The 17,441-nt window shown below is 44.9% G+C and carries 15 protein-coding genes, 1 pseudogene and 1 riboswitch; of the genes and pseudogenes, 2 read left to right on the plus strand and 14 right to left on the minus strand.

Translation table 11 applies throughout. The features are described from left to right. Positions 1-39: 39 nt before the first annotated feature. On the minus strand, positions 40-657 hold the full coding sequence (gene thiE / locus AB6D58_RS18435) for a thiamine phosphate synthase (protein WP_102393601.1): 618 nt from the start codon (positions 655-657) through the stop codon (positions 40-42). Between the two features lie 261 nt (positions 658-918). On the opposite strand from thiE, the gene AB6D58_RS18440 reads away from it, so the two are divergent. Continuing rightward, positions 919-2,862: a methyl-accepting chemotaxis protein gene (locus tag AB6D58_RS18440; protein WP_102393600.1), complete on the plus strand. Its 1,944-nt coding sequence runs from the start codon at positions 919-921 to the stop codon at positions 2,860-2,862. Between the two features lie 129 nt (positions 2,863-2,991). Here AB6D58_RS18440 and thiM read toward each other — a convergent pair whose 3' ends face one another. The 11 genes and pseudogenes from thiM to AB6D58_RS18495 all read right to left on the minus strand — a co-directional run bounded on the left by thiM (position 2,992) and on the right by AB6D58_RS18495 (position 13,139). Beyond that, on the minus strand, positions 2,992-3,777 hold the full coding sequence (gene thiM, locus AB6D58_RS18445; RefSeq protein ID WP_102394453.1) for a hydroxyethylthiazole kinase: 786 nt from the start codon (positions 3,775-3,777) through the stop codon (positions 2,992-2,994). Positions 3,778-3,806: 29 nt separating this feature from the next. Next, complete coding sequence (tenA, locus tag AB6D58_RS18450; RefSeq protein ID WP_102394454.1) at positions 3,807-4,487, minus strand: thiaminase II; 681 nt, start codon at positions 4,485-4,487, stop codon at positions 3,807-3,809. A gap of 8 nt (positions 4,488-4,495) precedes the next feature. Next, positions 4,496-5,452, minus strand: a complete 957-nt coding sequence (locus tag AB6D58_RS18455; RefSeq protein WP_102394455.1) for an ABC transporter substrate-binding protein — start codon at positions 5,450-5,452, stop codon at positions 4,496-4,498. Positions 5,453-5,572: 120 nt separating this feature from the next. Then, a pseudogene (locus tag AB6D58_RS18460) lies at positions 5,573-6,307 on the minus strand (ABC transporter permease); the annotation flags it as partial. Between the two features lie 73 nt (positions 6,308-6,380). Further along, a complete protein-coding gene (locus tag AB6D58_RS18465) occupies positions 6,381-7,145 on the minus strand; it encodes an ABC transporter ATP-binding protein (RefSeq protein ID WP_102394457.1) in 765 nt (254 codons plus the stop codon). After that, on the minus strand, positions 7,135-8,028 hold the full coding sequence (gene thiD / locus AB6D58_RS18470) for a bifunctional hydroxymethylpyrimidine kinase/phosphomethylpyrimidine kinase (RefSeq protein WP_372157994.1): 894 nt from the start codon (positions 8,026-8,028) through the stop codon (positions 7,135-7,137). The genes AB6D58_RS18465 and thiD overlap by 11 nt, the downstream gene beginning before the upstream one ends. Positions 8,029-8,124: 96 nt before the next feature. After that, a riboswitch (TPP riboswitch) is annotated at positions 8,125-8,236 on the minus strand. Between the two features lie 93 nt (positions 8,237-8,329). Next, entirely contained in the window at positions 8,330-9,247 is a 918-nt protein-coding gene (locus tag AB6D58_RS18475) for a DMT family transporter (protein ID WP_102394458.1), read from the minus strand. An 85-nt stretch (positions 9,248-9,332) separates the two neighbouring features. After that, a complete protein-coding gene (locus AB6D58_RS18480; protein WP_016793022.1) occupies positions 9,333-10,061 on the minus strand; it encodes an AraC family transcriptional regulator in 729 nt (242 codons plus the stop codon). Positions 10,062-10,235: 174 nt separating this feature from the next. Further along, positions 10,236-11,264, minus strand: a complete 1,029-nt coding sequence (locus AB6D58_RS18485) for a DUF4382 domain-containing protein (protein WP_136974469.1) — start codon at positions 11,262-11,264, stop codon at positions 10,236-10,238. A gap of 418 nt (positions 11,265-11,682) precedes the next feature. Further along, positions 11,683-11,934, minus strand: coding sequence for a DUF2999 family protein (locus tag AB6D58_RS18490; protein ID WP_004731647.1), 252 nt, complete (start codon positions 11,932-11,934; stop codon positions 11,683-11,685). Positions 11,935-12,041: 107 nt separating this feature from the next. Next, on the minus strand, positions 12,042-13,139 hold the full coding sequence (locus AB6D58_RS18495) for an ElyC/SanA/YdcF family protein (RefSeq protein WP_372157997.1): 1,098 nt from the start codon (positions 13,137-13,139) through the stop codon (positions 12,042-12,044). 497 nt (positions 13,140-13,636) lie between these two features. On the opposite strand from AB6D58_RS18495, the gene AB6D58_RS18500 reads away from it, so the two are divergent. After that, positions 13,637-14,332 (plus strand): glutathione S-transferase family protein, encoded by a 696-nt coding sequence (locus AB6D58_RS18500; protein WP_065585070.1) that lies wholly within the window; start codon positions 13,637-13,639, stop codon positions 14,330-14,332. 836 nt (positions 14,333-15,168) lie between these two features. Here the strand turns inward: AB6D58_RS18500 and AB6D58_RS18505 are convergent. After that, on the minus strand, positions 15,169-16,212 hold the full coding sequence (locus AB6D58_RS18505) for a GMP reductase (RefSeq protein WP_102488897.1): 1,044 nt from the start codon (positions 16,210-16,212) through the stop codon (positions 15,169-15,171). Positions 16,213-16,999: 787 nt separating this feature from the next. Next, complete coding sequence (locus AB6D58_RS18510; protein WP_017062430.1) at positions 17,000-17,440, minus strand: PAS domain-containing protein; 441 nt, start codon at positions 17,438-17,440, stop codon at positions 17,000-17,002. Position 17,441: the final 1 nt, after the last annotated feature.

The following is a 17,441-nucleotide window of genomic DNA, read 5'->3' on the forward strand; positions in this document are numbered from 1 at the left end:
CAAATGACGAGTCTCATTTGTTTTCTAGTCTCTACCCCTTCACTCGCCCATTAGGGACAGCAAATCCTGCGTCGCTTGTTTTGGGCTTTCAGCGTGACATATCGCTGAGACCAAGGCTAATCCATGAATACCTGTGTTAACCAACTGCGGAATGTTCGACTCGTTGATTCCACCGATACCCACAATCGGAAGCTTGGTCGTTTCTAACGCCATTTGAATACCTTCGTAACCCCAGTGTTTCTTGAGGTTTGTCTTGGTCGGTGTCGCAAACAGCGCACTAAGGCCAATGTAATCAATCGGCAAACTATCTGCTTGTTGTAGCTGCTGTTCAGTTTCAATTGATAACCCAAGAATCTTGTCTGAACCAATCAGCTTACGTGCTAACTCTGCAGGCATATCCGATTGCCCCAGATGCAAACCATCGGCATCAACGGCTAATGCCACATCGACTCGATCATTAATGATCAGCGGCACACCCGTTCCAGCTAAAACCGATTTAACGGCCTCTGCACGCTCAATGAACGCTCTTACGTCCCCATGTTTTTCTCTTACTTGAACCATAGTGACGCCACCAGCAACCGCTTGTTCAACCACGAATTTAAGCGTTTCTAGATCTTGTTGGTCGTCAGTCACCAGATAAAGTTTATAAGGGTTCATCGCGTACCTTTGAAGTCAATTTCTAAAATTGGTTTTCTGCCATTTTACCGACAAATCACATCCTATGCATGGAAGTTAGCACTTAATTCCTTATGTTAGGCGGTTGAATTCAAATACGCAACTCGTTGAAAGCATGTCGAAAAACCCGATTTTTCTAACAAAAGCGTTACTTATTACACAAACTATTCGCTTTAGCATGCCCAGAATGCTGTTTTATGAAATACTCCCCTATGAAGGAATCAGGTAAATATAGGGATAGTTATGCGTCACCTTTCTATAGCGCTCAAGATCAAGCTGGGTTATGCCATCTGCTTGCTCTTTTTCGTCATTTCAGGCCTTGTGAGTTACAAAGGTATTCAAACCTTGTCGAACGGCTTTAGCCAGTACAGTGAACTCAGCCACAAGGCGACATTGTCAGGCAACATTCAAGTGCACTTTCTTCAGATGCGTTTAGCTTCTGAACGTTACTTAGAGTCATTGGATGATCAATACGAAGCGAATTATCAATCGAGCAAACTTGCGATTGATGAACTGCTGAACAACTTAATCCAAACCACCACCAATACTGATAGCTTGTCGAGCCTGCAATTAGTGCAAGACAGCGTTGCAGCTTTTGATGCGGCTTATGGATCAATGAAACAGAGCCAACTGCTCATTGACCAGTTAGTGAACGTGGAGATGGTCACACGAGAAACTAACGCACTAAAAGCCGCGCAGAGCTTGTTGTATGAGTCTTACAACAACAACGATCCAAACGCGAGCTTATATGCGGGCATGTTGATGGAGAACTTCCTCGCCGCCAAGATCACTGTACTGAGTTACTCGAACAACAACGACCTCAAAACCTACGAAGCCGGTAAAGACATCTTTGAATATGCTCTGCCAGGTATCGAGGGCGATATTGAGTCTCTTAAATCATCTCCTTATCAAAGTGAATTGATTGAAGATTTCTCTAACCAACGGGAAGCGTACGCGAAGGGCTTTGAGCAAGTTCATCAACAGATGATTGAGAACACGCAAAGAACTGCTACCCTCGCCTCTATTGGTGACAGCTTAGCGATTTCGGTAGCTGATGCTCAGAGCATTCTAGAACAACAGAAACAAGCATTAACACCAGAACTGCAAGCCAGCGAAAAGCGCTCGATTCAAATCATCATATTGCTGACGGGTGTGGCTTTAGTTATTGGCATGACGAGCGCCGTGTTGGTGACTCGCTCTATTACTAAAGGCATCGCACAAGTTAAACAGATCACCAACGAGCTTTCTCAGGGCAACCTGAATGTGGAAGTGAACATTGAGAGCAAAAATGAGATTGGCGAACTGCTGACTAATATGGAGATCACCATTGAATCTCTGCGCGATATTGTTGGCCAAGTGAACCGTTCTAGCGTGCGTATTGGTGAGATGTCGGAGTCACTCAATCAAGTGACCAATAACAGCTCGACCAACGCAACACAATTGAATAGCGAGATGATAAATATCTCTTTTGCCGTTGATCAATTGGCTTCCAGCACATCAGAAATTGCTGCAAGTGCTAACCACGCGTCTCAAGTTGCTAACCAAGCAACCGAGAATGTGGCGATGGGACTCAAAGAAGTAGACAAAACACTGCATGAAATTGGCAGCGCCGATGAAAGCATGCAGGTCAGCAGCCAGAAAGTGACTGACCTACACAAAGAGTCGATGAACATTGGTGCCATTCTTGAAGTAATCAAAGGCGTTTCTGAGCAGACCAACCTGTTGGCATTGAATGCGGCTATTGAAGCTGCGCGCGCAGGTGAACAAGGTCGCGGATTTGCAGTAGTAGCCGATGAAGTAAGAACGCTCGCTAAACGTACCCAAGACTCTGCTAGCCAGATTGATGAGCTCATCACCTCACTACAACGTGGCGCTAAAGATGCGTTAGAGTCTATCAAAGAGAGCCACAGCACGGTTTCAGACGCTTCAACGCAGGCGCAGCAAGCTTCTCAGAATTTACATGTGATTAATCAACACATCCAAGACCTGAACCAAGCCAACAGCCAAATCGCAGTGTCAGTTGATGAGCAGGATCGTCTCACTAAATCACTCGGTGAGAACGCGCAAGGTGCAAACACCATCGCGCAAAGTAACCAAGAATCAGTCAGCAGCATTTCAGGTGCAGCCAGCGACTTAACTGAGGTTGCTCACCACCTAGAGAGCCAAGTGAATCGATTTAGAACCTAGCCAGCCAGTCTATACACAGCTGGCACAGTTCCAAAGCAATAATAAAAAGCCCCCAGCACATAAGTGTCGGGGGCTTTTCTTTATCTAAAGAGATTTAAGTTAGGCTTGTGGCTTAGAGTTCGGTTAACCCTACTGAATCTTCAAGCGTTGAATCAGAGTCTCTTCGTCTAACTGATACAACTCATCAAGCAAGTTCATCTGCAAGCTACCTGGGCCGCGAGAGTTTTCAGCCGCGATTTCACCAACCACGCCTAATACCGCTGCTGCAGCTAAACCACTATCATCACCAACAGCCGCGAAAGCACCCGTCAATGCAGTTAAAGTACACCCCATACCCGTCACATACGGCATCATTTGGTGTCCATTGTTTAACGTCACCACGCTGTCTTTGGTGACAACGTAATCTGTCTCACCAGATATCACCACATTTGCACCGTATTCAGCCACTAAGCACTGTGCAGCACCTAACGCAGCATCACTGCTATCAAGCGCATCAACGCCTTTGCTCTGCGCTTGTTCGCCCGCTAACGCGATAATCTCAGACGCGTTACCACGAATGATCAACTTATCGGCTAAGCGTGCAATTTCACGAGAAGTCTCGGTACGCAACGTACTTGCCCCACAACCCACAGGGTCAAGAACCACAACCTTGTTGTTCGCGTTCGCTTGCTCAACAGCAAAACACATTCTTGGCGTCCAAACACTGTCGAGCGTGCCGATGTTAATCACCAAAGCACCAGAGAAAGACATCATCTCTGCCAGTTCTTGTTGCGAGTGCGCCATAATAGGCGAAGCGCCAATCGCCAATAACGCGTTGGCCGTGTTGTTCATCACTACATAGTTAGTGATGTTCACAACCAGTGGTTTTTGCTCTCGTACTGCGCGTAGCGATTGAATAATTTGTTCAGTAAGCATGGGTAAATCCTTATTCGTGAAAGTCGCTTTTAAGCCGCTGTTGAATCATCAAGAGCGTTCAGCCCTTGCTGCCAAAAAGCCACTTCCATACGCGTTGCCGTTTTGAAGATATGAACGATGTTCTGACCGCGTTCGCTGTTGATATCAATTTCAGCAAGCAACTGATTGAAGTATTCCGCGCCCGTTGCTACGCCAGACTGGAACTCTTCACTGCCATACAGTTGCAGCCAGCTTGAGTATGGGTTGCCTTCCAAAACAGTATCACTGCTTTCTAACAGCGCTTTACCAATCACGGCATAACCGATTGAACACGGAGCCAGTGCCGCATATAAGTCGACAAGATCACCCGTCATACCCGCATCTAGAACGTAGCGCGTGTAGGCAACAGTGCCGAAATCTTCAGGCTCGTTTTCTAAATCAGATTCGGTTAAACCCCACTGACCACAGTAAGTCACGTGGTGAGAGATTTCAGAATCCAATAGAGCATGAACACTTGGCAATGCACGGCGCATATCAGCCAGTGTTTTTGCCTTGTAAATCGCCAACGCATAAGCACGGGCATACTGCTTCAGGAACAGAAAATCTTGCTTCAAATAATGCAGAAAACATGTTTGAGCGAGCGTGCCGTTTGCCAGCGTTTTAACAAAATAATGCTCAGTGTAGTCTTGCCAATCTTGCTGACAGGCTTGGATTAAGTCTTGGTATTTCATGAGATTCCTTAGTCAAAAGTCGGTACGTAATCAGCGGCTTTTGGTAGTGATTTGATGATGCCTTTGTCGAACATGAACTGTGCGTAATCGTCGTAACGCTTCATATCTACAGCAGAAGGGCGAAGTGCAAAGCGAGTCAATGTGTCGTTCCATGCGCGTTGGTTAAGCTCGTTATTCAACGTATCTGGTGAATACGCCACAAACTCACTCCATGACTCTTGTGGGTGGTTCACAATGTAAGTCGTTGCTTGTTCCAATGCTTTGTTGAAGGCTTTGATTGCTTCGTCGTCGTGTTTCTTTGCGTTCGCAACAAAGATAAGCTCGTCGTAAGCGGGCACACCGTGCTCTTCAGGGAAGAATGCCTTAGCTTTAAAACCTTCAAGTGCTAATTGGTTAGTTTCAAAGTTACGCAAGCCACCCCAGATGGCATCTACCTTACCCGATGCCAATGAAGATGAAAGTGCCCAACCGACATTGATGGTTTGCACATCTGTAAAAGCAACGTTTTCTTGCGCTAACATAGTACCGATAGTCGCTTCTTCGTTGCCAGCAATCGCAATACCGATTTTTTTACCTTTAAGATCCGCTAGCGAATCGTTCTTGCCGTTATCTAAAACCATGAGCGTGTTCAGTGGCGTTGCGATAAGAGTTGATGCGCGAACTAGAGGCAAGCCTGCTGCCACATCCATAGTTAGGCTTGGTTGGTAGGTTACGGCTAAATCGACCTTACCTGCTGCGACAAGTTTCGCTGGAGTGCTTGGGTCAGCTGGCTCTTGGATTTCAACCTCTAGGCCTTGGTCAGCAAAGTAACCACGCTCTTGAGCAATCACAATTGGGCCATGGTTCGGGTTCACAAACCAATCCAACATCAATGTCAGTTTCTTTTGTTCAGAACCCGCCAATGCATGACCTGAAACTAGCGAAGCAAGCAGTGCTACTGCACCTACCAATTTGGTGTTTTTCATAGTTAACCTTTCCTTTTGAATATTATTATTGTGTTTGTCGATCTAATTTTTAACGAGGTGTTGTTTAGATAAATAGCCTTGAGCGAAGCTTTATTAAACAAAGAGTTATTGAGCTAGCCATCACTGGTTCTCCCAAGGGATAGCTTTTTTGAGTAATTTATCTGTAACGAAGTAGAGCGAGATAGACAGCACCGCCAAGATGAACAAGGCAGCAAACATCTCATCGATGATCATGCGCGCGTTGGCCTGCAGCATTAAGTAACCCAGCCCCTCACTCGAACCAACCCACTCGCCGACAACCGCTCCAATTGGCGCAATCACCACAGCCACACGAATGCCAGACGCTAAGGTTGGCAGTGCGGCAGGAAGTTGGATATGACGTAGCAATTGCCACTTCGATGCACCCATCGTCTTGGCAAGATCGAGATAACCTGTCGGTGTATTGCGTAGACCGTCGTAACAACAAGTGGTTACTGGGAAGAAGATAATGATCGCCGCCATCACCACTTTTGATGCGATGCCATAACCTAGCCACAGCATCAGTACTGGCGCGATAGCAAACACAGGGATCGCTTGGCTGGCAATTAAGATAGGCAATAGCCAACGCTTTAGCGGATCAAACATCAGCATCTGCAGGGCGAAAAACAGCCCCATCGACAAACCGAGTAACAAGCCAAGTAGGATCTCTTGCGCAGTCACCCATGTGTGTTTGAGTAACACATCGTAACGTTCAATCAGCTTTAAAAAGACTTCTGCTGGCGTGGGCAGAATGAAGCTCGGCATCTCGAAGATAACCACAACTAACTGCCATAAACCGAGAATCACAGCACTGCTGATAAGCAAACGAACAACAGGATTCATCTGACGATGGCGTGTAGTGGCAGCCTGTCCGTTAGTTGAATGAGCTACAGCTCCACTTCGCGTTAGATCATGCATAATCACGCTCCAACTGATCTAAGATCGCTTGTTGTAACTCAGCACATTCACCATCTAACACTCTTGGTGTGGCAGTGAGAGGCACAGATAAAGACTGAGCGTTCGCCGGTGTGCCTTGCAACACATACAAGTTATCCGCCAGACGCACCGCTTCTTGTGGATCATGAGTGATCAACACAACGGTTTTACCCCTTAACAGTTCACACGCTAAACTTTGCAGCTTGTGTCTCGTTACCGCATCCAGCGCAGAGAAAGGCTCATCCATCAGCACGACTGGCTTGTCTTGCATTAAGGTTCGAGCCAAAGCAACACGCTGACGCATACCACCAGACAATTGATCCGGCATAGCATCCGCGTAATCAGCCAGACCAACAGAAATCAGTAGCTCTAACGCCTGATTTTTATGCTCGATATTTTTATGCTTATCTGCGGAATTTTGAAAGCGATGGCTCAAACACACGTTGTCGATAACCGATAGCCATGGCAGTAACAAATCTTGCTGCGCCATGTAAGCGATGCGATCCGTTAAAGGCAATTCATCAGACGTTGCCAATGTGCCCTGCCATTCCACCTTGTCGTCCAACAAGCCTGCCAGATAACGCAATACCGTGGTTTTTCCGCAGCCACTGCGACCAAGTAACACTGTCCACTTGCCTGCTTTTAAGCTCAATGACAGTCCAGATAAGGTCGCGTGCTCGCTATCTCGGTAACGCAGAGTCGCATTACTGAGTTGAACGCCAATCGTATTAACGGACATTACCGTGCCCAGCGAAAAAGTGATTTACTGGGCCATGACCTTGACCGACTTTCAACTCGTCAGCATGGGCAATCGCGCGTGAAATGTATTGTTTACCCAGGTCTACAGCCTCTGGGAGCGTGTTGCCTTGAGCCAAGAAAGAAGCAATAGCAGAAGAGAGCGTGCAGCCCGTGCCATGAGTGTTTTTGGTAGGAAAACGCTTCGCGCTAATCACAGCAGATGCAGTTGGTAGAATCAGTAAGTCATTGCTGTTTTCATCTTTCTCTAGATGACCACCTTTTAGCAGAACGGCTTTAGCACCTAAAGCGCGCAGATCTTCAATCATGTCCTGCATTTCGGCTTCGCTTTCAGGTACCGGCTTGCCTGTTAACGCCGCGCCTTCAGGTAAGTTAGGGGTAATAATGTCGGCGAGCGGAATCAGCTCTTGTTTTAGCGTAGTGATAGCAGAGTTTTCTAGAAGAAGGTCGCCGCTTGTCGCGACCATTACAGGGTCAATTACCAAGTGTGTTGGTTGGTATTGTTTGATTTTGTCTGCAACGACTTTGATGATTTGCGAATCCGCCAACATACCAACTTTTACCGCCACGATATTCAGATCGGTGAACAACGCATCTAACTGGCTAGCAACATGCTCAAGTGGGATTGGAAAAATGGCTGATACGCCTTGGGTATTCTGAGAGGTAATCGCAGTAATCACCGAACAAGCGAAGCTACCTGTTGCAGACATGGCTTTAATATCCGCTTGAATACCTGCGCCGCCGCCACTGTCAGAACCAGCGATCGTCAATACAATCGGAGTGTTTGTTCGAATCGAACCATCAGCAGAGTGCTGCGAAACTGAGGCTTTTAGCGTTAAATCTTTTGAATTAGAACTGTGTGTCATTGTCGCTCCTACTATCTTACAAGACGTAGGAGAACGAACACCGATCGAAGGAGAAGTCGCAATAAACACATGAAAGTTTTCATGGGTGCAGACGCAGATCGAGTGCTTATAGTTCCCTACGCCAGTGTTAACTGAATCAGGTTCAACGGGTCTCGATTAACGATCTCAGCAAACACCAAATAAGGTATATGCCCCCCGACTATTGATAGCGATAGTAACAGCACTCTCACAACTGAGATACTGATTTTATTCAATTATAAGAATTACACATGAAAAAATTTCAATTAGGCAAAACAAATACTTATAACGTTCCTTTAGATGGCTTCGACTGTATAAACAAGCACAACACAATCAGAGACATACCTAACCAGCCTGTAAAAGGAATCAGCTCACCGACAACACAGACGGCAAGCACCGCTGCAACTACTGGTTCAAACAGAGTCAGCAGATTGGCGCTACTCGCGGTCACGTGGCGTAAACCAAAACTGAACGCGATATAGCCCAAGCATTGTGGGATTAACGTCAGATAACTGATGACTAATACGTTAATCTGCGAGGAAAACAGGTTCTCCCCCGTAAACCAGAGCGTTGGCAGCAACAGCATCGCACCCAGGCCAAAAATACTGCCCATCGCCGCTTGTGACTTAATCCCTTTGTCGATCAGTGCTTTGGTCGCCCAAGAATAAATGGCGTAACACAACCCAGCGAGCAAACCTAAAGCAATACCGAACAGCTTGAGATCATCACCGGATTCATTCGTCGATGAAGATTCTGAAAACACCAACAACCCAATACCCACCACACCAATCGCAAAGCTAGTGAGCCAACGTTTGTTGATATTATTCTTTTTGCTAATAAGACACTCTAACAGAGCAGAAAAGAAAGGTGCGGTAGCAATCGAAACCACTGTACCAATCGCCACGCCAGATAATTTCATTGAAGAATAGAAAGCTAAAGGATAGATCGCTAAAGCCAAAGCGCTCACCGTCAACAGCTTCTTGTTCTGCAAAAGCTTGTCGAAAGCGAATAGGATTTTTCGATACGCCAATCCCGCTTGCATTAGGCCACCGACGCCCATAGAGAAAGCACCAATCGCTAATGGGCTTAGATCAGGCGCAAAACTTGCGGCGGTGCCTGTCGTGCCCCATAAAATAGAAGCAAACAAGATGGCTAAAGTGCCCGTTTGGAATTCGTTAACGCGATTGATGGCAAGATTCATTTCTATTACCCAATTTTCAGTTCTGAAATAGATAATAGTGAAGATTGATAAAAGTTAGTTTGCCGAAAGGACGCTATTGTTGTTTCTAAAGACTGTCTTTCATTGAGCCTAGAAACGCCCTTGGAGACATGCCAAAGTGCTGAGAGAAGCGACGACTGAAAGCAGACACATCACTATAGCCCACATTTTCAGCAATCAATTGAACCGGTAAATCGGTATGAGTTAACAAGGCTTGGGCTTTCTCCATACGATAGCGAGTGATGTATTTAAGCGCACTGATCCCCAGGCACTCTTTGAAGCGTTTTTTGAATTGAGTGGGGCTCAAACAAGCCGTTTCTGCAAGTTGCGAAATGGATAATGGTTGTGTGTAATTATCCGCTATCAGCCTTTGTACAGCGCGGATTCTTGGGTCGATGCTCTTGCTCACTTGTTGTTGCTCTAACAGCAGTGAAAACACATCCAAGATGGATGACTCAATACCGCTATCGACCTGATATTCCAGCTGCTTCTCAACAAACAACAAGAAGCTCATCAAAGGTGGCGTTATCGTGAAAACCGAGAGCTCGTGCTCTAACAAATGCTGAGGCAACACAGCCATATCCGCGACAATAAACCGCGCTGCTTCGTCCGCCTTAAACGCATGCGCTGTGGTTACCGGAATCACCACACATTCGCCCACCGCCACTTTACCGACATACCCCACCATTTCGATATTAATACTGCCTTGGATCGGCAATACCAGTTGATGATGGTCATCATGAGCATGGGTATTAAATTGCTTGGTGTAAGATCGAATGCTTAAGCTAGATTTCATGAGCAACGCCGGAGTACATTTCGCTAGGTTAAAGTAAGAGATACAAAGTTACATTATCACTTCCCTAGAGTCACACTCAATGATCATCAAATTCATGCTAACTAGGTGACATGATCAAAAACGGCCTCTAAATGAGAGGCCGTTTTTATTCGAATGCTTAATCACGTCAAAGATTTAAAACGATACTTGGTTATCCTGACCAACCACTACCTGAACACTATTTTGAACTTCATAAATGTCAAAACCATCAGCAACCGGATCAGCATTGTCTTCATCACTGTCGTGTTGCGCGGTACAGGTATAACCCAATGAGTAAGTACCTGGATCAATAAATCCCAGAGAGAACTCATAGTTAGTCTGTGCTTCATTCATTGCCACTGATGCTGAAGTAATCGGCTTCACCTCATCGGAACCGCCAATAGGCGCCATGTCAGCTTTGTCGACATTACCTTCATACAAGTACACCGACTGAACATAAGTATTATCATTTGTAGGGTTACAAGCTTCAAAAGTGGTACTCGAAACAGTACCTTCAATGTTTCCTGTCTCAACCGTATTGATAAGGCTTACAGACGTTCTTTGAATAGTGTAATCAGGGAAAGTCGAACTGTTCTTTAGGCCACGTCGAAGATCGAACTCGACAACAAAATCGTTACTCTGTTGGTTCACATTAAATGAATCATTAAAGTAAAGCACGCCAGCGTTATCTTCTTTACCAACACCTTGCGGGCACGCGCCATTACCTTTCACCGTTAACTCACGAATCGAGTCATCGTTTTCTACAACATAAGATGGATGTGTCGGGTGATCGCCATCATTCGCAAACACACATAGTTTATAGCTACCTACTGGAACTACCTCGTTTTCAATCAAAGGAAGTGCATCGCTTCCTTGGTAATCCAATAAATTGACACTTAATGGAATAGGATCTTCACCGTCTGGCAACGGGTCGCCATTTTCATCAACGTAATCACCGTTTTCGTCCGTTTTATACACGTCATACACTAGCGTTGTACCTCCCTGAATCGGAAGTAAAGCTACCTTGCTGAATGTCACCGTCACATCTTTAACATCATCGACGGGCGCATCACTCACACTCAAGGTAATGGGTGTCGTACTGCTTGATGATCCTGAGTCTCCGCCACAACCAACAAGCCCGGCCAACACAAGGCTAGCTAAAGCCGTTTCCTTTAAATATTTCATAACTCATTTCCTATAAAATCACTGCTCAATAAAGGGCTTATTTGAGTGCCCTCTTATTCTTTTTCTTGTTGTGACCCATAAATAAACAGCGCTATTGTTTGATGATCCCTACTATTCAGGGCATTCCTCATCCAAAAAACACTGTTCATCAAGGTGCACATATCAAGTCGCACATAGGTTAATTAAGTCTAGTAAGTAAATTGTCAGTAGCAACGCATGTTTGGCAAAAGTGCTGTCAATTGTGTTGAAATAGTCGTTGAGTAGAAAATGGGAAGCAGGGATTGAAAGCAACTTGATCAAAGTGAATAATCGCCACCAAGATCAAAAAAGGCCGTTAAGACAGCCTGTTGCTGAACTTAAACGACCTTTTCATTGAATTTTGATTAAGCTAATTCGATCTTAGCTCATTCAAATTCGCTTATTTTTGAAGTTGTTCTTTAGCCGCTTCAACCTTAGAGAAATCTAGGCCAAGCTCTTCAACTGCTTCTTTGATTAGCGCAGGGTTTTGCATTACCTGGCCCATCAGCATTTGAAGTTTATCTTGTGGTAAGCCAAGTTGGCTGATCGTCGCCATTGCTGCAAGAGGGTTCTCGGTCAACGTCTTGAATAGCTCGCTGATCTGCTCGTCGCTAATATTGTTCTCTTTCAACATTGCTAAAATCGGGTTCATTTTTTTGCCTTTGAAACACTAAATTAAGTAGGAGCACAGCATACCATCTAGCTGTGCTCGATTGTACTAGCAACTTATACTTTGCCTACTGTGAAGTAACCCTAAGCCTAGCGAGACTCTAATGGGTAAGAGCGGTAGCTCCACATACCATAGGTTCTAAGCGCATCTCGGTAGATACCTAGTAGCTCACCATCACTCGCCTTCTTAAGATCTGCGAGTGGCTTGTCTGGGTAAGAAACCGTATCAAAAGTAATGCCCTGAGGGCCGGTTTGCCAGCTAGCGATTTCAAACAGAGTTTGACCACGACGAACATGGCTTGCCGAGCTAATAATGGTCGCGTGCTTAATATCATGGCGAGCAAGTGCGTAGCTACTGAATAAGGCATTGCCTACCGTGCTGGTCGCGTAATTCTCTTCGATGATGCGATCTTTGCTTACCCCTTTCTCGATAAGCCAATCCGCCATTAACTTACCTTCAGTCTTGTGGTTCTTGGGCACGCCACCCGTTAACACGATCATCGCATCTGAGTTCGCCTTAGCCATCGCCAATGTTGTCTCAAGACGCTCAATCAAAATTTGATGCATAGAGCCGTCTGGATTAAGCGCATAGCCCAAAGTGACAATCGCGCCATGATGATCAAGCAAGCCTTTATCCGCAGACTCTTTCAACGGTGTTTCTAACACGCGGTCGACCGTAGCAAAAATGCGTTTGATGTCTTCTGCTTTACCTTTGTTCAGGCTTTCCAGTTTCTCCATGTGCTTATTGGATTCACTTTCATTGCCTTCAAATCGCTGCCAAACCGCAAGGTAAGCATGAAGATCAACATCGTCTGGTACAACCGTCAGCGCTTGCTCAAACAGCTCAATAGCGCGCTCTGCATTCTTGTTGTAGATCTGAGCGTTCGCTGCCGAGATAAGCAAATCAGTACGGTAAGGTTCTAGTTGGTAAGCTTCTAACAATCGGTTAGTCACAATTTCCATGTTGCTTGGCATTTTAGCCGTAAAGCCCGCGTGAGAAATTCTTGCCGGAGACTTAAACGCCTGCAACGCATCAAGAAGTAATTGGTCGACAACTTGTCGCTTAGTCACCAACTGCGCGTAATCCGCAGAAGCCTGTACTGCGCCGTCGTTAGCAGCAAAAGAATAAGGTGTTGCGCCAAAAGCCAGCATGCCACCAAGAGCGAGGGCGATAATGTTCTTTTTCATGAAAAGATCCTGTGTCGTTAAGTGTTCACATCAGATTTGCTCACCAATGTAAGTCCCTAAGATTAAAAAACCGTGAAGCACACCTTAATCTCTAACGTTTATATTCATTTGTTGCATAAGGTGTGGCAGCAGATCACGATTTTGAACTTACCAATAAGCCTGTGCATCCAGATAATTCTGGTTTGAACCAGTGCTCAACGTTTTTGTTGGAATATCTGACTACGGATTTCATACGCCCTATCCCGCCAAAAACCACCCATCACAAATCCGAACTCCGCATAAAGCAACGAATCAAAAAAACCACTTTAAGCTCATTTTTTCAACAACTTAAAATCCAACACACTGAATCGCGCGATTTTACCCCTCGCTCAAATAACGAGGTCTTCAACACATAGAGTTGGAATGCGAGTCAGAAGATCTTCAAATAATTCAAAATCAACCATTGAACGATCGTTCAAGTCGTGCTTTAATAAATGACCAATACAAGGAGTTACCCCATGCTTAAGTTCTATTTTCACCAAACACCAAACCCAATGAAGATCGCTCTGTTTTTGGAAGAGACAGGCCTAGATTTTGAACTTGTTCCTGTCGATACCTTAAAGGGTGAGCAGCATTCACCGGAATATCGTTTAATCAATCCAAATGGCAAAACGCCTGCGATTGAAGATGAAGGACAACGTGTATTCGACTCTAACGCTATCCTTCTGTATCTCTCAGAGAAAACAGGCAAGCTTGGCGGTCAGCCAGAAGACAGAGCTGAACTACTCTCTTGGATGATGTTTATCGCGAGTGGCCTTGGTCCATATTCAGGCCAATCGGTACACTTCCGCCATGCTGCACCAGCAGGCTTAGACTACGCTGTGAACCGATACCTACGTGAAGCACAACGTCACTACGAAGTGTTAGAGAAGCATATGGAAGGTCGTGAGTTTATCGTCGGAAATGAGTACACGATTGTCGATGTCGCTGCATGGGGCTGGATTGATAAAGCACCTGTCGTGCTTGGTGAAGAAGGCTTAGAACCTTACCCGAACTTGAAGCGCTGGTTTAACGCAATCAACACTCGCCCTGCTGCGCTGCGTGCTCGCGAAATCGGCAAAGGCATTGAGTTTAAAACCGAACGTGATGAAGAAGCGAAACGAGCGCTGTTTCCTTCGAATTTCCCAATCAACGAAGAATTCAGCATGAAGTAAACGATGTGGAGCGAAAGCTCATTACTGGGCGAGCTATCTAAAAATCAATAGTATTGTTTCTATTAACTGATACCACACTAGTTAAAATATCAATACTATTGATATAGCTATTGTAAGAACCCTTACCGACATCCGATGGTGTCTCTGTCGGTCGTGCCGGGGAAAAGTCCTGAATCAGTTACTCTAGATCGCAGCGAATTTGTAAAGCATATGTTAGGCATGAATTAAACTTCGACTACAAAGCATAAACTTATTTTCAAGATACCAAATGAAAAAAACAATCATGTGACAATCAACTAAAGAGACGATAAATGAGTTTTACAAAGACTAATAGCATTTGAAAGTAATATTAATTTTTGAATGCTAATTCAAATAATTAGGCGTTCTGATAGTTTTGCTTTTTTCGTTAATATTCTAGGCAACAAAATGAGATCAGGCTGCCTTAGTGCTTTACTTGTTACAATATCTGGTACGTGCTATCTGTCTATAGGTTTTTCAGGACTTGAGAATCAGTTTGGTATGGTATGGGCAGGAGCTGCGTTAATCGTCTTAATCGTGTTTAATTTGACGCTGCCACTCTCTTTAGGCGCTTACTTTTATACTACAAGTATATTAGGTTGGCACTGGTTTGAGGCATCATTATTCACGTTAGTACTAATAACCATCATAGTTCCTGCGATCATTAAATCTGTTAGTCACATTCTAAATCCAGCGTCTTCTGAAAATTAGACAGATTATTAGCGCGCAGGTTTAATGACATTGATTTTATCAATTTCACGTAAAAAAAGAGCCGCTTTAGCGGCTCTTGATTTTCAAACTATTCGAATCAGTTCAGATTACTCTTTACCGAATACGTTGTTCTCTTGCTCTTGTACACGGATGAAAGTCGTACGCTTAGTTAGCTCTTTAAGCTTTGCTGCGCCTACGTATGTACAAGTTGAACGTACACCACCAAGGATGTCAGAAATTGTGTTGTGAACTGAACCACGGAACGGAAGTAAAACAGTTTTACCTTCAGCAGCACGGTACTTAGCAACACCACCTGAGTGCTTGTCCATAGCCGACTGTGACGACATTCCATAGAACTTCATGAATTGCTTACCGTCTTGCTCTACAACTTCGCCGCCTGACTCAGAGTGACCTGCTAGCATGCCGCCTAGCATTACGAAGTCAGCACCGCCGCCGAACGCTTTAGATACGTCACCCGCACATGAACAGCCACCGTCACCGATGATCATGCCGCCAAGGCCGTGTGCTGCGTCGCCACACTCGATGATTGCAGAAAGTTGAGGGTAACCTACGCCTGTTTTAACACGTGTAGTACAAACAGAACCAGGGCCGATACCAACCTTAACGATGTCTGCGCCAGCTAGAATTAGCTCTTCAACCATGTCACCCGTTACAACGTTACCCGCAGAGATAACTTTAGTCGGGAATTCAGCACGTACTTTTTGTACGAACTCAACTAGGTGCTCTGAGTAGCCGTTAGCGATATCGATACAGATGAATACAAACTCTTCGCTAAGAGCCATGATCTTCTTAACTTTCTCGAACTCAGCTTCAGATGTACCTGTTGATACAAATACGTTGTTCAGAGTTTTCTTGTCTGCTGTTTTAGCGAACTCAGCCCACTGCTCTACTGTGTAGTGCTTGTGTACTGCAGTCATAACACCGTGCTCTGCTAGAGCAGCTGCCATTTCAAAGCTTGCTACCGAATCCATGTTCGCTGCAATTACTGGAGTACCAGACCATTGACGACCGCTATGCTTGAATGTAAAATCGCGGGTTAATTCAACTTGAGAACGGCTTTTAAGGGTAGAACGCTTCGGACGGAAGAGTACATCTTTGAAACCTAACTTAAGTTCTTGTTCGATACGCATGGTGTTTTCCTTGATTCATAAAATTATGTGTCTCTCGCGAAATGCGTAGTAAAACCGTTGGCAGACGAGTTTACTTTTCTTCGGACACAAAAAAACCGGAGCGTTGGCAGACGCTCCGGTTTTCAGCATTATAGGTCGTGATTTAGTAACAGCAAGTCTGATATTTCACTTTTTTTTATGCTATCCTCTCAAAGATTCCATATCTGGTAAAAGCTTCCCGCCCGTCATTTCCTACTAAATTCATAGTAATTAATAACTTAACAACATATTCACGCAAACGCTGTCGGTTTATTGCGCAAACGTTTCCCTTGCAAATTCGGCGAAAAAATCTTCGATAAGGCAAATTTGTGAAAAAAGTGCCCTTTAATCACATAAAAATCACACTTTTCTTGAATCAAAAAATGCGTTTTTTCTTAAATAATTTCATTTTTTTCTGACTTTTTTCGCTTCGAGTGCCGATCTCAGCCCTCTTTCATTAGCCCTGAAATTTATAAAGTACAAAGGCAAGATCGATTAGCACGTTCGAAACTTGGATGAGCGGGGTAAAGTCCACAAAATATGGCAGGTTAGATGCGCTTATTTATGAGAACCCAGCGGATACAAGCCGCTGTTGATAGAGCCTAACAACAACTCGACTAAAGTTAACGAACACGGAACGCCTTTCTTTAGTTCGAACTCATTACTACAGGATCAGATACAAAAATGGCCAAGGGGATTAACCTTGGCCATTTTTATTTGGTTTTCAGAGTGCTCTTATAAGGCGATTCAATTTTCACCTTAAGGTACGTCAAGCCTTTTTCTGAGACATCAGAGCTTCAGCAGTCGCATCTTGAATCGACAAGAACAAGGATGTCACTTGCCCAGTTGGAGAACGCATCGGGTTAAGCGTGACGTTCTGATACATGAAATCAGCTTGTTGGGTTACTGGCCTAACGTTACGACACTTAAACAGATAAGGCCTTTGTTGCCATGTAATGAAGCTACGGCAGCCTAAATCGTAGACTGGCTTGGTTTTCAGCCTAAACCACTCTTCTGGGATTTCAGGGAACAGTTCAAAGATCGACTTACCGATCGCATCGTGCGATTGCTTACCGCTATGGTGCGTCATGAAGCCATTCCAAACTTGTACCTGAAAGTCACGGTTAATAACCACCAGCCCCATATCGACGTTTTGAACCATGTCCACCATCCAGTGGAACTGTTCAAATTCAGCAGGAAGATTCAGCATA

It is taken from the genome of Vibrio sp. 10N.239.312.D08, from assembly GCF_041466145.1.
In the GTDB taxonomy this organism is placed as follows: domain Bacteria; phylum Pseudomonadota; class Gammaproteobacteria; order Enterobacterales; family Vibrionaceae; genus Vibrio; species Vibrio crassostreae_C.